Raw genomic sequence first — 17,185 nt, forward strand, 5'->3', positions numbered from 1 at the left:
TTTGTTCTAAAAGGCACTCTATCGGTTCGATGGCTTTTCTGTCTACTGCCAAGCGCCAAAAACTGTCCGAAGTATTGTAATTAACATTGCTTGATGAATATGAGAGATAGCTTTAGCGAGGCTTTGTTGTTTTTGTCGGTTATCTTCTACTAATAAAAAGAGATACCCAAGTTGCCCAGAGATAATATCCAAACGATGCTCAACACGATCTAAAGTAGCTCCGACTTGGCTAAAACCTTCTTTTATACCACCCTCAATCCGATATAAGCTTGCTTCAATTCGGTCAAAACCTTCTTCCATAGACTGTTGAAGATGACCTAATTGCTTTTGAATTTGGTGTAATTTATAGCCCATGTAGGCGAAGCCAAGAATACTAACACCAAGGTTTAAAACACTTGCTCCAGCAGCTATTTGAGTTAAACCCATTACTGAGGATAAAGTTTTTTCAATACCTATTAATTTATAATAATTAACACCTTCACCAATGACCTTAGCTCCGTTAATTACTGTATTAGTCAGTCCTGGCGCTTCTACTAAATGGCGGACAATTTGACCTGCATTTTCTGTACCAGCAGCCCAACGAATAACGCTACCATAGCGTTTCATGGAACCATCTAACAAACCTTTGATAATATATGGATTGTTTACTAAAAGAGTTGTATCAATTAACATTTTATGCTCACCTTTATCGGTTATAAACTTCAAAATTTTCGTATGCTTCCATTTGAAGTCGATCGGATATAGTAAAATCAACGACTAAATCAGGTAATTTGCGAAAAGCGTCGTATCTATCAAGTTGATTAGTATTAGACTTAAATCCTGCTTCACTTTGTTTTAGCTCAAGATAGACTAATTTAATGTCGTATTCTGACTCTCCTGTTATTACTAAATAGTTTTTGAGATTTGCTTTTTTTTGATTAAAGCTACTTTCAGAACCTAACCATAAATATTTTGTAACTTTATAAAGTTTTTCTGCATCATTAATATCAATACTTCTCTTAGCTTCTAATGACTCAAGAAAATCTGCTTGTGAGGCAGAAGCTACTAAAACTAAAAATTGCTTAGTAATTGTGCGTACTAAAGATGACGAATGATGAGAAGTGTATTCATTTTGCCTAGGTTCTTGTCTAAGAGTAGGTTGTTTTGTTTGTTGAATTTGTTTTTGGTGATTAGTTTTGTAAAGCCAATAACCAACTGCTGTAACACCGAAAGCGATCGTTACTATAAGTCTCATATTTCCACTCCTTACATTCATTTTATTGAAAAAATGATTTATGTATTGATAAAAATGATTTTTTATTATAAGTGGTGTTGGAAGTTCACCAATTCCTATTGATATCTTCAAGGTTTTATTCTCTTGTATAGCTTCATGCCAGATAAGTTCTGTCAATTCTTTTACAGGTTCTAGCCGACATCCCCAAAAAATATAGTTGGTTATATCCTTAGAAATTTCCAGTTCACTACACCATAATTCGATAGCGTAACTTAACTTAGTGTTAAAAGTAATATTTCCAGATGTACGAGCATCTTTCCTTTCAACCTCGAAGCTAACTTTTTCGGAAATTCTTTCTAAAATTTCAACAAAACTCATGATATATTACTCGTTCAACCAAAAACTTTCTGCGCGGTAAATCAAATGTAAATAATCGTAATTCAAGTAGATTTAAGTTTGGCGAGAATTTTCTTTTAATATATGGCAAATGGCTGTTGCATTATTTTTTTTAACTTCAAAATCATTCCAAAACTGTTTCTCATCCTCAAAATTATCTTCAAGAATGCTTAACTGCTTGTCTAAAGCACGTTCGGTTAGATTAGTAATATCATTAACCGAATCTTCAAAGATATAACTGACATAATCTAAACGATCGAGTATCCAGTCTCGTAAAATATCCCATAAACTTCCTTTTCCTTTCTCAATTCCACTTAACCATTGTTTTGCCATTAAATCTGGCGATGGAAGGAAAAGTTCAATATATTCTACATCTGCGGTAACATCACGACTTACGGACTCTGTATAACTACGGGTTACAGGTCTTGTTTTAGTTCTACTTTTTGTACTTGAGAAACACGAACCACTTTGATAATATTCTGTATAGCTTTCATGTTCTATTTTTGTACGTGTTACGTTTTCGGTTTCCTGTCCAACTACTTCTGTCTTTTTAGAACGATTTTGCTTAATAGTGTCTGAAATTTCAAAAAATTTTTCAGGTAAAGTTGGTAGGTTTTGAGCTAATTTATTACGTAAATCACTTATTACTGCTTTTTCAAAGTCAAATGCAGAGTTAAGGCTGTCTTCAGACAAACAAATTTTCAATCTCTCAATTTGTTCATTAACTAATGATTCTAAAGCCTGTTCAAATTGCTGCGCTTTTCCTTGGAGAAAGAACTCTGCTCTGGCTGATATAGCTGCTCTCATAGTGTGATATAAGAGACGAACATGGCGTTCATCATGCTCCAGTTCTTTCTGTCCTTTCTCATCATCAGCACGTACACGCTTAACTAAATATTCTAACTCACGAGAAAATTGGCTTATTCTTCGACTAACATTATCGTAGGTTTTTGCGATATCGTCAGCTAAAGAAGGTGATATAACTTCCCGTAGCTTATCTCTTAGTTCAAAAGCTCCTTGATTATTTTTAAGAGCATCACGAACTGGAACAATTAAAACATCTGTTAAGTCTCCTTCTACCTCGCTGACAGTATCAAAAATTAGAGAAAACCCATTACGACCTTTTTGTTCGGCATTTTTTTTAACCATAAGTCTAGCTTGAGGATCGTCAGTTTTTAATCCTCCTATTAAATGTTCAATTTCAGATTTAAACCCCCTTCCTATTTTGGAGATATTTTTGTGCAAATTTTGTTTAATTTGGTTTAATTTCTCTCTTTCTTCTTCAACTTGTTTTTGGTTGTAAATCTGTCGTGTTTGAATTAGGATATCTAGTAATTGTGATAAAGTCGAGTAGTTATCAAATACATCCAATAAAGCTGGAAGTATTACCAGTTCTGCAAATGATTCTTGCACTCGGATATGGAAGCGTTCCCAAAGCTCTCTACCACCGCTCCATTCCAAACAATAGCGGAGAATTTGCCGCATGGTTTCATCATCAATAGGCTGATTATCTTCTATCCGATCTTCAAGATCGCGAAACCAATATTTCAGTTCTCGGTTTTCTTTAGTGTTTAATTTAATCACCCCAGCACAGTCTTGAAGCATTGCTTGGATGAATTTTAACCGTGTCTGTCGATCTACTTTCGATGATTCGTTAAAAGCTCCTGACCCCCATGCACATTGGGCGTAATATAAAAGACGAGCATTAAAAGGCAAAACTTCAGGAAGCTCTGGAAGTGATAAAACATCTTTAATTTCTTCTCTTAACTTGTGAATTCGCACTTCTAAGGGGAAATCGTCTGCTCCTCGTTGATCGACCCGATTCAAGATAAAAATCATTGAATCTGTGCGTCCCTGTAAATATTCGACAACTTTCTTTAATTCTTCTAATAGGCGTTTTCTGCGATCGTCATCCACTTGCATATAGTCTAAAGCAACTAGACTAAAAGCTTTATTAACTTGCTTTTGGATAGTTGCTAAATTAGTTCTATCTTGTACTGATTTAAGTCCAGGTAAATCAATTAGCTCTACGCCTATTCCTTGAGGTAAGCCTAGTAAGGAAGAATCGCAAGCAGGTAAAAGAGGAACATAAGCTGCTACTTGTGGCGCAACATACTCTCGCTTTCTACGTGCATCGTGGTATGAGTGCATTACTGTGCGAATACGTTGATATAAATCTTCATCACTTAAGCCCGTCCATTCACCAGTTTCCCAAGCAGCTTCCTCTGTTTCTGCAATGAATAGTCTTCGTTCCTGAGAATGTTTTAGAGTAAGAACTCCACCACTCATCTCACCTGCTTCAATTGGTGCAATTTTATGACCAATCAGCGCATTAACAATGGTTGATTTTCCAGAAGAAGTTGTTCCAATAGTTGCAATGCTAAAGTTAGGATTTTTTAATCGTTGAACTGCTTCTTGATAAACAGTTAAAAAGCTTGTTAAAGAAGATTTAATACTGGGATCGTCAAAAATATCAGGAGATGAGTTAACTAAATGAGAAACTGAGTTACCTAAATCTTGTAAAAGATTACGAATATTGTTTAATTTAAAATCAATATTAAATTCCATTAAATCTTCTCTCAAATCGCTTAATTTGAAAATGACACCAAGTCTGATGATGCTATTGAAGCGGTGGTTGCAGCACCGCTTAGTAGCTTATTTTAAAAAATTATTCCTTAAAATACGAAACTCTATTTCAAATTAGACGCAGAGCTATCTAATTTAAATGAGTAAAATTTCGGAAAAATTAAGGAATTAATTTTTGTACAGACTCAGTATTTTTGCTGATATTGATTTTTTGGAAAATTATGCGAATTCTTGTTCTTATTGTTGGATCAATATAATCTTTGATTTATAGTAAGATTCAAGCCAAAGCCGCACAAAAATCATACTTAATAGAAGTTCAACAAAAGTATGCTAAACAATACCGACATAGCGTCCATCAGTAGAGCTGCGGCAGATTGTCGGCAAAAACATTACCACTGCTGACTTGGATATAGCTCTCTTGAGTCATTCCTTTGTTCTTCGGGAAACTCTGTCAAATCTTCCAGCGAACTAGCGATCGATACAACTAACTTGATTGATGGCTTTGTACTCATACTTTAGTATGCTGTTTCTAGCAGAACGTTGTCAATTTAAATTGATTGTAGAGATGGGATCTGCCGCCTTGCAGCGATCGCGCTTGGTGCAAGACGGCAGGTTTCCATTACTTTTTAGGTTAGCTTTCTTCAGTTGGCTCCAGTAGCGATCGCCTCTAACAATGTCAATCCTACTTGTTTGTTAAGAGCCGAATTAGACTGCGGACAGCCGTGCATGTACAAACACTTCGGACAGCCAGCAACGCATTCACAAGCTTCTGCTAGAGTTTTGGCACGATCGGCAAACTTGAGGAACTGGTGAAATATGGCTTCACTGCACCCGTTGCCGTCAAAGCAACTGTCGTAGAAGTAGCCTACTGTTCCTCCTCCCGCGTCTGTAACTAGGTAATTCAAGTCCAGACTGGAACTGAGGATAACTAGCGGCACTGCAAACTGAATTTGATGTCCGATACTATGTAGTGCGATCGCTCCTGCTCCTGCTTCCCATAGAGGTGCAAGCTCTAGGGGAATGCTTTCGTGAGTAGTGCGAATCTGTTCCTTAAGCTGCCTGATGCTAGTACCGATTGCTTGCTCGACTGCTGCATTAATTTCTAGCTTGACGATAGGAGCTTTATATTGGGTACGGTAAGCCCGATCGAAAGTCACCTCATCGATGACAGTAATCAGTTCGGCTGATTGGAGGCGCTGCCCGCAAGCAGAACAGGACTTGCCTGACAGGGGACGGTGGTAATTACGGCACTTGCTAGATACACAAGTGAGTTCGTACTGTCTAATACACAGCTTGTAACCAGTTACCAATGACACGATCTCACCCCAGCCCAATGTCAGTTTCAACTCCCCCCCAGGAATTGCCAGCCCGATTGCTTTGGGTTCTGCCAGCGGTTCGAGCATCTGGATTTCCCAATCAGTTTCAGCCGTGGTGAAAGTGTTGCTTTTGGTATCAATTGGAGTGAGAATAGCTCGTTTGGCTTCGACATCCAGTTGGACGGATCTATACCTAGCAATCTGACCGTCAGCATCTTGAACGGTATAGATAGCACCAGGAAATACTTCTCGCTGACTCATGGCTAAGTCCATCTCTTCAAAGTCTTCTCCCGTGTTGCTGTCAATCAGTTTGACACTAGCCATTGCACTGCCCCGCAAGTTGATATCCTTGTGTGGATACCCACGCCCCCAAAGCTGCCCCTTTCGACTCAGGAACAGTTGGTTTTGTTTGAGCAAAGCATCAGCGATCGCCGATGCACGTTCCCCAAAGTAATCAGTTAGTTTGTTAACTGGAATGCCACTTTCCACGCAACTAGCCATCAGGTGTTTGCTTAGCAGTACGGGATAGTCGGGATTGAAACTAGCTGACTCTGCTGCTCCACGTAACATGACATCGGGATTTGTACTGTAGTAGTTATCCAAGGGGTTTTGAGCTATGGGTAGGAAGACGACCAGTCCAGGGTTGCGCCGCCCAGCTCTACCAATCCGCTGTCGGAATGACATCAGCGAACCAGACCAGCCGCGCACTAATACGCAATCTAGTTCGGGTAAGTCCAACCCAGCCTCAAGCGCAGAGGTTGAAAGGATAAAGCGTACCCTTCCCGATTGCAATTGCCGAACGATATCAGAGCGGCGATCGCTCTTGAGCGAACCGTAGAAGACTGCCACCGAGTCTGCTAAGTGCGAGCATCCCTGGCGACGGGCTTCTTGTTGAATCAGTCCCAACAGGCTTTTGACTGACGAGCGGCTGTTGCAGAAACATATACCGCTCAGTTCCTTGTCCAAAAGGGAGAGGATGATTTTGGCAGCATCGGGATTAGCGGTGCTACTAGGTTTTAAACAAAGCATCGTGCGTCCAGCACTCTTGGCAGTACTCCTGTCAATTAGCTGTAGCCGCTCTGGTGTCGCCTCTCTTCCCGAAAAGCGCAAAGCCATTTCAGTTGGATTGCCAATGGTGGCGCTGGAGAAGACGAACTGCAACCGCTCGGAGTCACCGCCAACGCTATCGACAGCAACCCGCAACCGTCGCATCAAGTTGGCGAAATTTGCCCCGAAGATTCCAACATAAGTATGAGATTCGTCTATGACTATCCAGCGCAAGCAACGCAAGTATTCTCGAAATGGTTCTCCCTCTGCTTGCTTGCGAACGTTATACAGATGATGGTGCAGCAAGTCAGGGCTAACTCCTAGAATTTGAGGTGGCGTGGGGCTAAACAAACGCTTTCGTTCTGCCACTGACGTGTCGCCAGTCATCAACCCTACCTTAATGCTTGCATCCTGGGGTAGGGCGGCGACTAACGATTGCAGCTTGCCGATCTGGTCTGTTGCTAGCGCCTTGAGCGGATATAGATAGAGTGCAGTCGCATTGCTGTTGAGACAAGATTCCATCACGGCAATGTTGAAGCACCACGTTTTCCCGCTGGCAGTTGGAGTCAAGACGGAAATATCCTTACCAGAACGCAATGCCATGAGAGATTCTAACTGATGCGAATAAATGCGATCGATCCCCATTTGCTTGAGAGCCGCTTGTAAAACAGCAGGTAAGTCACTGGGCAAAGGATGCAGTTCTCCATCAGTTGGCGGGACGACCTCGACGCTAGCTAGGCGAAGGGCTAACTGCTCGGCAATGCTTTGGAAGATGGGATGAGAAATCTGTTGCAGGTCTGGGGTACGTTCGGGCGGCGCGTCTGCTGCTTTGACGAGCATACCTTGCTCTACTGCCACAGACCAGTTGGGAATTGAAATCGATTCGGAGTATTTGTCAAAGTCAACAATCAGCCTTTGCCCCAAAATTCCCATAACTTTCCCAAAGCCATAAGTGGGAGAGTATACTGCTTGCCCAACTTCTAACCATTGTGGAGGTGTGGGCAACGTCTGGGCAGCAGCTTTGACGATCGCGGCATAGTCGGGTCTTGACGATTCGGATTTACTCACAGCGAATTAAGGACTGTAAACTTCATTTCTGCCCTGCCGTCAGGCAGAAAGAAAGCATTCAAAATAGGGATAATTGCAGGAACCCAACTGCCTTCAAGTAAAGTAATAGAATGCATTCTACGCAATCTTTGATTTGTTGCCGATCGAGGTGAATCGAGCGGTCAAATTGCAACTGTTCTAATAGTTCACTTAGTCTTGCTGCCGATTCTGAGAAGTGCCTTCGTGCTTTGTGGGGCTTAACTGTAAGCCATTGGTATCCATACCAAAACTCGCACTTAGCAGCAAAATAAATCCTTCTGGTTCTTCGTTCGCCTAGCTCAACTAGTTGCCAGAGTTTATAAGCTACTAAGTCTACTAGCTCCTGTCGCTCGTATACGTTCACTGTCTGTAGATAATGCTGGCTGGTTGGTAATTTTGTCTAATGCATCTAGAGTGCTGACAGCAGCGACCGTACCAGTGCGATCGCTGCTGTCAATTTCTCGTTTTTGACGTATAAGTACTAGTTAAGAAATGGCATTTAAACGACTTTCCTGTATTACAGAAAAGCCGTTTTAGCCAAGTTAAAACACAATTTCTGGGTCGGCGATTTGCTTGCCAAGTGAATAAATTCTTTCCAGTACGAGTTCAGCCTTTTTCTCTTTAAACCCTTCAGGTCGCTCGATAGTATTCATGTTAAGCCGTCCAGTCACTATACATTCTTGACCGTTCTCCAAACGATTGACCACGGTGGCTAATCTTTCCCCCCAAGCAATGCATTTAATAATTGAGGGAGTCGTTTCTTCTGGTTTTGAATAGGGACTGTAGAACGCACCGATACAGTGAGCAACTGGATTTCCGTTTGATGCGTATTGGTATTCGGGAACGCCAATGACTTTTATGACTAACGTACAGTTATTCATTCTTCTTCCTCATGAATATTTTCAGAATTGGACTTTGAACCCAACAGATAGAGGCGCTCGACTTTGATGACAGGCTTGCTTCTACTGATACCTAGTTCCCGATCGAGCCACGTTTCAATCTTTAAATAGCCACTGACCCCAATTCGATCGCCTTTACGGACGTAGTTATATAAAGTTTCTGCCGTATTTGCCCACATTTCTAAGTGAAACCAGTCAGGCGGGCTATCCTTGGTACGTCGCCGTACTGCTAGAGAAACAGTTGCCTTGACCGTGCCGCTCTCAAAGTAGCGAATCTCTGGATCGCTACCGCAGTGACCGACTAGATTAACTTGGTTGAGGGCAATCGGTAGTACGGGAAGTGCGATCGCTTCTTCATCGGTAAATGCTGAAAGTTGCGGTACGTCCTCTTCTATCTGGCTAGGAGCGAGCGTGGATTCGGCTTCGTCAGGTGGAGACTCGGTTACTTGCGATACCTCCTGCCCTCTTGCAGGTTTTGATGCAGCTTTACTTCTTGCTGGCATGATGTATATCCTTGAACAACCATCTTCCTTTTGCCGTCAGGCAAAACCAGCTTGTCACGGTATGCCAGCCCGATCGAGAAAGGCAATACAGCTAGCTTAATAATTTCTTTAGAATTTAATTAGTATTCCTTACGACGGATTTACAATTTACTCTTGATGATGCGTAATTCTGCGAATATGATGAGAGCAACAACAGAGATTTGCTGAAGAGCTGCGATTGCTTCTCACCAACCTTTCTTGTTACACGGAACTGATAATTAACCAGCTTTGAACAAACCGCTGGATGTAGCGTTTTCCACTCCCAAACAAACAGATTTGGTCATGCGAAAACCTAAGTGCGAACTATTAACCTGTCCAAAGAAAGAAGCGCCACAAATCTAAAGTAGTGCTGCTACAAAAGCTAGCACAAAATTTAGCGCAATTAAACATGACTTAGAAGTAGCTGTCATTTGACTGCGATAGCTGCTGCACTCTGCATGAATTTTGACAAACTGCAATCAAAACGGACACCGCTCGAATGGCTGTCGATAAGTCTATTATTACCGATTCACATGAATTGGGTTACATTTCTCATGTCATCGACCGAGTTTTAACTAGTTCTCTTGAACTGAATTCAATCCAAGATTTTCAAGCTGCTGTTGCCAAAAATAGTACTCAGCTAGGGCGAGAAGTGCGGACAAACTTAGTATTCGAGCGAGATCGTATTGCTGGCATGAACTTCAGCTTTGCTGACGATCCTGCTAGGAAAACACCAACTGTTTCTTTTGCAACTCGCAATCGGGAGTCAGAGCAAGAGTTGACTGCAAAATTAGTGCAGATAGACAAACCGAATCGCTCCCCTATTGATACTAGTTTATCAGAGAAGGGGAATCAATCTTTAGTTGGGCAATCGTTTGTCAACTCGACTGGAACGAATGCTTTAACTAATACTTCAAAAGCAAAAAATTTGGTTCCTTCTAGTTCGGGTAGCCTAGCAACCCCATTCGATAAAAGTGCTAATAACTTGCAGCGATCGCCCACGGGTAGTAGCGATGTGACAAACCTAGAATCTGCCAAGTTACCTGCTTCAGGAATTAAGGTCAATTCAAACTTAGCTAGGGAAGCCGAAAGGCTTGCCGGACGCGATCGATTGGATGGTCTGTGGTTGAGCGGCGTAGTTCTCAAGTCTGCAACTAATTTTGTCGAGGCATTCGAGCATTCTCATGCGAGTCAAAAGAATGCTCCGATCGACAAACAAGCGGCAGGAAATGCAATTGTCAATCGATTCGAGCAAGTGTTACCAGAACGCTTTGCCGCACTCAGAGCAGGTGACTCTCCTAAACCATTCAACTGGAGAGATCCTAGCAATAACAAACTTTACCGCTTTGAGTTTGAATCTAGGGCTGCCGATGGCTCAACCCCCCATCGACTGCGAGGGTTTGCAATTGATGGCTCATCCAAAGTGCCAGCGTTCTCAGCTTTGTCGCTTGATGGCAGGCGCTGGTCGATCGAGCAATGCGATTTCAGCCAACAGCAGTTGCGTTGTTTGAGTCAAGCCCAAAGACCGACTAAAGCACTGTCAGTTGGAGCGACTCCGATCGCCAAAGTTGGTGGATTAGAACGTTAAATTTGTCAAGTTTTACTAAAGGATAGACAAGGATAAAATGCACAATCGTAACTACAGTAATTACAAAAGCGATCGCAAAGTGCAAGCAGAACGCTCCAATTCTCTTGCTTGCGTAAATGAAAAAACAGATGCTTCTAACTCTCGCAATTTGTTTGCCAGAATTAGCGATCGCTACAAGTTAAACAAATTGGATTGGACGTTAATTGTAGCACTTCTAGTTGGTTTGATTTATTTCTTAGTTCGCGAACCCCTCGTAGCTGCTATTTTGCTAACTAGCGGTCTGTTTTTCTTCTGCACTAGCCAAATCCTGAGCTACATTCCGGCATTTAATAAACTAGTTGGAACTAGAATTCGATTTTGGCACGTTGCTACAATTATTTTGGCTTTGACAATGCTGTTTTCTACATTCGATCTGCCAGCTCACGCTCTATTTTTGTCAACTTTGGAACAAAGCATTACAACATTAGTTACTGCTAGCGGTCTTGGGACTACTGTTGCGAGTGTTTTTACAGCGATTCGAGTAGTATTTGTATTATTAATCGTAGCTGCGGCACTGTTTGCCTACAATCAAGCCCAACAAGGTAATGACTGGCGACCGATCGTGACTCAAGCAGCAATGGCGATTGGTATCGTGATGATTGTTGACGTTCTCAGCGCACTATTTCTCGGTACTGGCGGTGGGACTGGTGGCAGTGGTGGTGCTGGTGGTGGTTAATTGACAACACCTATTGAGACTCCAATTTACAAAAATACTCCGACCATTTCTTGCTAATCCGAGCGATACAATCCATTAATTATTTGCAACATGGCTCTGAAGCCAGAGCCATTTTTTCAACCTAGTTGTGTCGAACGAGGAATGTTATTACCTTTAATAGTAATATGTCAATCGATCCAGATAGAGAGCCAGTTAGAGTCAATAAGATCCTTGGCAAACAAGCAAGTATAGGTCCGGTTCCAGCCAATCAAGTCTTACCTTGGCTGGCAATTATCGTCCTTTCCTATCTAATTTTTGAAGGAGTTTTCGGATTAGGTTGGTTTGTAGTTCTTGGGGTAAGTCTTTGGTTGGTGGTTAGTTGGTGGCTGCTTGTTGGTAAAGACCCTGACAATTATATAAATCGGTTTCGCAAGCGACGCGGACGTAACTGGATAATTGGAGGAGCTTTGTACGTATCTCCTTTATTATCTAGACGCGAACGGCAAAGATTAAAGCAGAGAAAACGTTAAAAGTTTTAAGTATTTTCCAATTAATTCAAATGAAGGCTAAGCTTCCCTCGGTTACTGTTGTGGATCAAACAATCGGTCAAGTTACGTATCAGCCATTTGAAAACGAATTAGATTTGTGCTGCATGGCGCGGATTGAAAAGGACGGGCGCAGTATCGGTGCATACGTACTCAATCAAGGCGATATTTCAGAAGAAAATAAATTTCAAGTTATATTTGCATTTAACTGCGTTGGGATTCACAATCAACTTTACTGCGAGGAAGTCAGTGCTATAGCATCTGGCATTCAGGAAGCAATGAAATCTCTGATGCCAGGAGAAAAAATTTCGTTTCTTCTGGGTCGTTATTCTCAAGACCGAGAGCGACAAGCTTATTTGGACAATCTCGCTCAAAATTGCAACTTAAAGTTACCGAGTATTTTAATTCGCAACGAGCAAGCGCGGTTGCAGGAGCTGACGCGCAAGGGGACTCGTTCCGAGTGGGAGCAAAAGATCTTTTGCACTTGGACGAGCGATGAATTTGGCGATCGCGCCACCGATCCTTTGAGCAAGTTAATTAATAGCTTGGGCAAAACAACTCGCTTCGTCCTGGATAGCTTTACTGGCAGACTGAGCGAACGACAAGAGCAACTGCTCTCCCGCGTGCTGCTCAAAGCATATACGGAAGGATTCTTGCAATGGGAAATGCTGCTCAACACCAAAGCTGGTTTGGAGGTCAGCCCGTTAAGAGATGTAGATTTATGGCAGTGGTTGTGGGGTAGGTTCAATTGCGGACCCGCGCCGCAAATTCCGCAGTTGTTGGTCGTCAAAGAAACTCCTTTTGTTGGAGTCGAACTTAAAGAAATCCAGACTACAGCCAAACACGCAACCACCGTCCTAATTGAAGGAGAAAGGGGGCGCAGTTCTTGCCCCGAACACCGACAGTGTACGTCTAGGGTTTACGTCAAAGATAAGGTGTGTGGCGTATGCGTCATGGCAGATGCAGCAACCGAATTTCCTAACGTCAGGCAACAGATCTCGTGGATTTGGAAAGTGATGAACGAGTCTCACATTCGAGATACCGAAGTCTGGGTAGAGGTTGCACCAGCGAATCGCTTTTTAACCGAAGACAACTTGCACAGGCAAGCCAAGCAGAGTAAATCCGCCCGCGAACGAGCCTTTGCCAAAGGATCGGGACGAGATATTGGTGCAGAAATCAAGCAAGAAGAAAGTTTGAGGCGCAGAAAAAACTCTACAGGGGAGCCGTGCCGCTTAATTGCGCTGTCGTGTTTTTAGTTTATCGAGAAACTGCTGAAAGTTTAGACCGTGCCTGCGAATTGCTGTGCAGTAGTTTTGGTACGGCAAAAGTCGTGCGCGAACGCAACATCGCTTCGCAGATTTGGCTGGAGACACTACCGATTACCTGGCGGCGATTGCTGCATTCTAGTGCCATCCTTTCAGAACGGCGATTGGTGTTAGAAACGGAAACCGTAGCAGGCGTTCTGCCTCTGACCATGCCCAGAGCGTTAGATGACAGGGGAGTTGAGTTTTTGACCGCACGAGGTGGAAAGCCCGTCTGCGTGGACTTATTTACTTCCACTCAACACGCCTTAGTCACGGGGAAAACTGGTTCTGGTAAGTCAGTGCTGCTATGGCGCTTTATTTTGGATGCCCTCTCCCAAAATATTCCAGTCGTCGGGATGGACATCCCCGCCGCTGACGGTGAAAGTTCTTTCAAGACGGGCATCGAGCTATTAGGCGATGCTGGGGCTTACTTCGACCTGAGCCGTGCTAGTAACAACTTGATGGAACCGCCCGACCTGCGGCGATTCGACCCAGCGGAGCGCACCCAAAGAATGAAATCGTGGCGGTCGTTTATCCGCAACGCTTTGGGCGTAATCGTCATGGGTCGCCTTAACGCTCCCCACTTAGCACAGCGGGTAGATGCCATCCTACTGCAAGCATTAGACGCATTTCTATCCGATCCCGACATCATCGAACGCTACAACCTAGCATTCGATCGCGGTTGGAAGTCTCCAGAATGGCAGGATATGCCGACTCTAAAAGATTTTGTCCGTTTTTGTTCCATAGCGCGGCTGCGGATTCAAAAACCAGAACCAATCGACCATCAAGCAATCAACCAAATTAGCAGCCAAATTCAAGCATTGCTGGTCGGTCCGTTAGGAGCGGCAATTGGCAGACCCAGCAGCTTTTCTCCAGAGCCGATGGTCAAATTCTACGCTCTAACTGGACTGAGTAACGACTCTGATGCCTACACGATGGCAGTCGCCGCCCAAGCAGCTTGCTTGCGGGTTGCTCTTTCCTATCCTAAGAGTTTATTCGTCGGTGACGAGCTTTCCGTCCTGTTTCGTAAAGATGGCTTTAGCGCAATGGTAGGAGAACTCTGCGCTACGGCACGTAAGGACGGGTTGAGCATCATTTTGAGCAGCCAAGACCCAGATACTATCTGCCAGTCTGCGGCGGCGGCGATGATTATGCAAAACATTTCCTATCGCATCACTGGCTGCATCACTTCCAATGCCGTAGCTTCCTTTCAACGCTTTTTGGGATACCCAGCCGAAATCGTAGGCAAGAATGCCAACGAGTCTTTTTACCCGCGCCGTTCCGATTTATATTCCTGCTGGTTAGTGGAAAAAGGCGGTAGGTTCTGGTCTTGCCGCTACTATCCGAGCGAAATGACTTTAGCAGCAGTAGCCAACAGTCAAGCAGAACGCCGCGCTAGAAGGCAGATTATGGCACTTTATCCTCACACTGTCAAAGGACAACTTCAGGGCTTAAAACATTTCACACAACTGTATATTCCTGCCGTCAAAGAGAACAAAGACTTAGTAATTCTTGGAGGTGATGACAGTGTAGATGCATCCCTACCTTCTATTCCTAGAAGGATCGACCCAAACTCATCTAATCAATTACCAACAGATGTCGAAGACTACGAAGAACTCTCGGTTGCCTAGCCTGCATTTTACGCAGCAGTTAATGGCTATTCCTTTCATTTTTATTTTAAGTTCAGCACTCCTTTTGGGTAGTCCACCAACTAAGGCAAGTGCTGCCGACTCAGAGCAAAAATCTCAAAATCCCACTACGCAGCAATCGACCGACACTTTCTCATCATTAAAAGACATATCGAACCAAATCGACAGTTTTATTAGCGACGTGAAAGGTTTCGTGCAAAATGAAGTATTCGGTTCTCTAAATCAAATTTTGCAGTCCACAATTGGAGCCATCAAAATACCAGATTTAGGAGATCTGGTTCAACAGATTATGAAAGGTGACGAGCTACCAGAAGCAGGACAAACTGCTAATCAATGGGAAAATAATTTACCCAATTCTTATGCAATTCGCCAAGAAGTAGCCCGTGCCAGCGAACGAGCAGCCGCGATTGGCGTAGCCCAAGGCGAGACTTTGAGTAAAGAGGCTCAACAAAAGTCCGAACAAGTGCGCCAACAAAGTGCAACTGCTGCAAGTGAAGCAGAACAAATGGCTCAAGACTCTGAAACTACAGATACTTCACAACAGATATTACGAAATGTCTCTCAACAACTGAAAGATAGTGCGGCAATTGCAAATTTGCAATTACAAGAGGCACAACAAGCACGTACAGATCGAGCGCTTTCTCTAACTCTAGAAGCTCAAGCTGCTAAAGAATTGAGCGAAGCAAATACCAGAGAAAGACAGGAAGCTATCGCTCAAACAAATGGCGCAGCTTTCTATACTGGTTTGATCTCCGTACCTGGTGGAGTCGTTTTAGATAAAGACTCCTCAACTTCAGCTAAATAATCTTTTGGGTGGAAGACAATTAATGTCTTTCATCCAGAATAAAAATTTATTTTAAGCCTTATTTTATCTATGTATACTCTTTTAGCTCAAGCTGCCCAAGACTACACCGTTGAAGAGACTACGGGCATAAATTTACTCAATACAGCTATCAATATCACTCGAAGTACTGCCCAAAGTTGGAATCAACTCTGGGGCGAACTGATCGCTCCAAATGGCGAACTTTGGGCGGGACTATGTAATTTTGCTATAACTTTAGCACTCATCTGTATTATTTTATTGTCGTTAAAAATGTTTGTAGACTATAGCCAAGGTCGATTCTTTTGGTCTGACTTAATTGCTACGTCGATCTGGCCGCTTGTCATCATAATTTTTTTAGCAAACAACGGTAGTCTTTTAGCAAATACTGTCATCGTTGCCAGAAATATTGCCTCTAATCAAGTTACTGCTATTTTAAATATTCAAGTCCTAGATTTAAGTTTTAGGCAAGCCATAACTAATGTAACGCTTTCGGTAAATGCCAAACAACAAATCTTAGCTCTATATAAAGAGTGTCAAGGTAAGCAAGCCCAAGAACGCACGACTTGCTTGCAAGAAAAACAGCCTGTAGTAGAACAAATTGTGGCAGAAGCTGAAAGAGTTAATGGCGGACCGATCGCTGCATTACAGCAATTGCTCAACGATTTGAGGAATTCTGTTTTGAATCCAATCTCGACTCTTACAGGTGCGATCGCTGGTTCTGCTGTATTTACGTTTCTACTGGGACTGCAATGGGCATTTGTCAACATTTTAGAAGCAGCACTGATTATGACTGCTACATTTGCACCGATTGCAATGGCATTGAGTATGCTGCCCGTTGGAACCAAATCGATTTGGGCGTGGGCTAGTGGTTTTATCAGTCTTTTTGGCATCCAACTCGGTTACAACATTCTCATCGGCATGGTAGCGACTGTCATCGTTGCTGCTGGCGTTCAATCTGCTACCGATTTGGCATTCGTCATCTTTATTAGCATCTGCGCTCCGGTATTGGCAGTCGCGATCGCGGGTGGTGGTGGCATCGCTCTCTACTCGTCCATCAATAGAAGCACGACCGAGCTAGCAAGTAAAGCAGCGGCTATAGCTGGGACGGCGGCAGGAGCAATTATTGGTGGGGTAGCTGGCGGTCCTGCTGGTGCTGTTGCTGGAGCTTCTGCTGGTGCTGCCGTTGCCGGAGCTGCTAGTTCGGGCAGTCAATATTCAACTATCGAGTAATACTAAAAGTTAATGTTAAAAGCTAAACGAGTCAAAAAAAATACGCTGTTGCCAGATTCTAAAGATATTTTACCTTTGTGTTTTGTTGGCTTAACTATATTCAGCAGTTTCACTTTTTTGTTCCTACTTTTTCTGAGCTTTCGAGTCAATCAAATTGCGGCTAAAAAAACCACATTCGTGCAGTTAGTAGACGGGCGATCGCTCGTCACTAGAGAGCAAGATGAATTCTACCGACACCCAGAAGTTATCAAAGATACTGTCAGACAATGGTTGAGTTTAACTTTTGAC

15 protein-coding genes and 1 pseudogene are annotated in these 17,185 nt (G+C 43.1%); 8 read left to right on the forward strand and 8 right to left on the reverse strand.

Features of this window, described 5'->3' with window-relative positions; translation table 11 throughout:
- Positions 1 to 42 precede the first annotated feature (42 nt).
- From C7Y66_RS25095 to ssb, 8 genes are all read right to left on the reverse strand, one after another.
- On the reverse strand, positions 43 to 672 hold the full coding sequence (locus tag C7Y66_RS25095) for a hypothetical protein (RefSeq protein WP_199197620.1): 630 nt from the start codon (positions 670 to 672) through the stop codon (positions 43 to 45).
- Between the two features lie 13 nt (positions 673 to 685).
- Positions 686 to 1,591, reverse strand: a complete 906-nt coding sequence (locus tag C7Y66_RS25100; RefSeq protein WP_106547672.1) for a hypothetical protein — start codon at positions 1,589 to 1,591, stop codon at positions 686 to 688.
- 72 nt (positions 1,592 to 1,663) lie between these two features.
- A complete protein-coding gene (locus C7Y66_RS25105; protein WP_106547673.1) occupies positions 1,664 to 4,177 on the reverse strand; it encodes a dynamin family protein in 2,514 nt (837 codons plus the stop codon).
- A 407-nt stretch (positions 4,178 to 4,584) separates the two neighbouring features.
- Positions 4,585 to 4,707 (reverse strand): hypothetical protein, encoded by a 123-nt coding sequence (locus C7Y66_RS33110; RefSeq protein WP_255410054.1) that lies wholly within the window; start codon positions 4,705 to 4,707, stop codon positions 4,585 to 4,587.
- A 129-nt stretch (positions 4,708 to 4,836) separates the two neighbouring features.
- Positions 4,837 to 7,626, reverse strand: coding sequence for a DEAD/DEAH box helicase (locus C7Y66_RS25110; RefSeq protein ID WP_106547674.1), 2,790 nt, complete (start codon positions 7,624 to 7,626; stop codon positions 4,837 to 4,839).
- A gap of 58 nt (positions 7,627 to 7,684) precedes the next feature.
- Positions 7,685 to 8,008: a hypothetical protein gene (locus C7Y66_RS25115; protein ID WP_106547675.1), complete on the reverse strand. Its 324-nt coding sequence runs from the start codon at positions 8,006 to 8,008 to the stop codon at positions 7,685 to 7,687.
- A 178-nt stretch (positions 8,009 to 8,186) separates the two neighbouring features.
- Positions 8,187 to 8,525 (reverse strand): single-stranded DNA-binding protein, encoded by a 339-nt coding sequence (locus tag C7Y66_RS25120; protein ID WP_106547676.1) that lies wholly within the window; start codon positions 8,523 to 8,525, stop codon positions 8,187 to 8,189.
- The gene (ssb, locus tag C7Y66_RS25125) at positions 8,522 to 9,046 is read right to left on the reverse strand and encodes a single-stranded DNA-binding protein (RefSeq protein ID WP_233222842.1); all 525 of its coding nucleotides are present in this window, start codon (positions 9,044 to 9,046) and stop codon (positions 8,522 to 8,524) included. Before ssb ends, C7Y66_RS25120 begins: the two co-directional genes overlap by 4 nt.
- Before the next feature lie 517 nt (positions 9,047 to 9,563).
- Between ssb and C7Y66_RS25130 the strand changes: the two genes are divergently transcribed.
- The 8 genes and pseudogenes from C7Y66_RS25130 to C7Y66_RS25160 all read left to right on the forward strand — a co-directional run.
- Positions 9,564 to 10,652 carry a hypothetical protein gene (locus tag C7Y66_RS25130; protein WP_106547677.1) on the forward strand — a complete coding sequence of 363 codons (1,089 nt, stop codon included), beginning with the start codon at positions 9,564 to 9,566 and terminating at the stop codon, positions 10,650 to 10,652.
- 37 nt (positions 10,653 to 10,689) lie between these two features.
- Entirely contained in the window at positions 10,690 to 11,367 is a 678-nt protein-coding gene (locus C7Y66_RS25135) for a hypothetical protein (RefSeq protein WP_106547678.1), read from the forward strand.
- 164 nt (positions 11,368 to 11,531) lie between these two features.
- Positions 11,532 to 11,876 carry a hypothetical protein gene (locus tag C7Y66_RS25140; RefSeq protein WP_106547679.1) on the forward strand — a complete coding sequence of 115 codons (345 nt, stop codon included), beginning with the start codon at positions 11,532 to 11,534 and terminating at the stop codon, positions 11,874 to 11,876.
- Between the two features lie 29 nt (positions 11,877 to 11,905).
- A complete protein-coding gene (locus C7Y66_RS32090; RefSeq protein WP_199197621.1) occupies positions 11,906 to 13,147 on the forward strand; it encodes a hypothetical protein in 1,242 nt (413 codons plus the stop codon).
- Complete coding sequence (locus tag C7Y66_RS32095) at positions 13,117 to 14,826, forward strand: FtsK/SpoIIIE domain-containing protein (protein ID WP_199197622.1); 1,710 nt, start codon at positions 13,117 to 13,119, stop codon at positions 14,824 to 14,826. Before C7Y66_RS32090 ends, C7Y66_RS32095 begins: the two co-directional genes overlap by 31 nt.
- Before the next feature lie 22 nt (positions 14,827 to 14,848).
- Entirely contained in the window at positions 14,849 to 15,649 is an 801-nt protein-coding gene (locus tag C7Y66_RS25150; protein ID WP_146149873.1) for a hypothetical protein, read from the forward strand.
- A gap of 69 nt (positions 15,650 to 15,718) precedes the next feature.
- Positions 15,719 to 16,897, forward strand: coding sequence for a hypothetical protein (locus C7Y66_RS25155; RefSeq protein ID WP_106547681.1), 1,179 nt, complete (start codon positions 15,719 to 15,721; stop codon positions 16,895 to 16,897).
- Positions 16,898 to 16,909: 12 nt separating this feature from the next.
- Positions 16,910 to 17,185, forward strand: a pseudogene (locus C7Y66_RS25160) (hypothetical protein); the annotation flags it as partial.

The sequence above is a fragment of the Chroococcidiopsis sp. CCALA 051 genome (assembly GCF_003015105.1).
Classification (GTDB): Bacteria; Cyanobacteriota; Cyanobacteriia; order Cyanobacteriales; family Chroococcidiopsidaceae; genus Chroococcidiopsis; species Chroococcidiopsis thermalis.

Excerpts from the sequence above, each read along its gene's own strand:
- C7Y66_RS25095 (WP_199197620.1), bottom strand. The coding sequence starts at position 672 with ATGTTAATTGATACAACTCTTTTAGTAAACAATCCATATATTATCAAA.
- C7Y66_RS25100 (WP_106547672.1), bottom strand. The coding sequence starts at position 1,591 with ATGAGTTTTGTTGAAATTTTAGAAAGAATTTCCGAAAAAGTTAGCTTC.
- C7Y66_RS25105 (WP_106547673.1), bottom strand. The coding sequence starts at position 4,177 with ATGGAATTTAATATTGATTTTAAATTAAACAATATTCGTAATCTTTTA.
- C7Y66_RS33110 (WP_255410054.1), bottom strand. The coding sequence starts at position 4,707 with ATGAGTACAAAGCCATCAATCAAGTTAGTTGTATCGATCGCTAGTTCG.
- C7Y66_RS25120 (WP_106547676.1), bottom strand. The coding sequence starts at position 8,525 with ATGAATAACTGTACGTTAGTCATAAAAGTCATTGGCGTTCCCGAATAC.
- ssb (WP_233222842.1), bottom strand. The coding sequence starts at position 9,046 with ATGCCAGCAAGAAGTAAAGCTGCATCAAAACCTGCAAGAGGGCAGGAG.
- C7Y66_RS25130 (WP_106547677.1), top strand. The coding sequence starts at position 9,564 with ATGGCTGTCGATAAGTCTATTATTACCGATTCACATGAATTGGGTTAC.
- C7Y66_RS25135 (WP_106547678.1), top strand. The coding sequence starts at position 10,690 with ATGCACAATCGTAACTACAGTAATTACAAAAGCGATCGCAAAGTGCAA.
- C7Y66_RS25140 (WP_106547679.1), top strand. The coding sequence starts at position 11,532 with ATGTCAATCGATCCAGATAGAGAGCCAGTTAGAGTCAATAAGATCCTT.
- C7Y66_RS32090 (WP_199197621.1), top strand. The coding sequence starts at position 11,906 with ATGAAGGCTAAGCTTCCCTCGGTTACTGTTGTGGATCAAACAATCGGT.
- C7Y66_RS25150 (WP_146149873.1), top strand. The coding sequence starts at position 14,849 with ATGGCTATTCCTTTCATTTTTATTTTAAGTTCAGCACTCCTTTTGGGT.
- C7Y66_RS25155 (WP_106547681.1), top strand. The coding sequence starts at position 15,719 with ATGTATACTCTTTTAGCTCAAGCTGCCCAAGACTACACCGTTGAAGAG.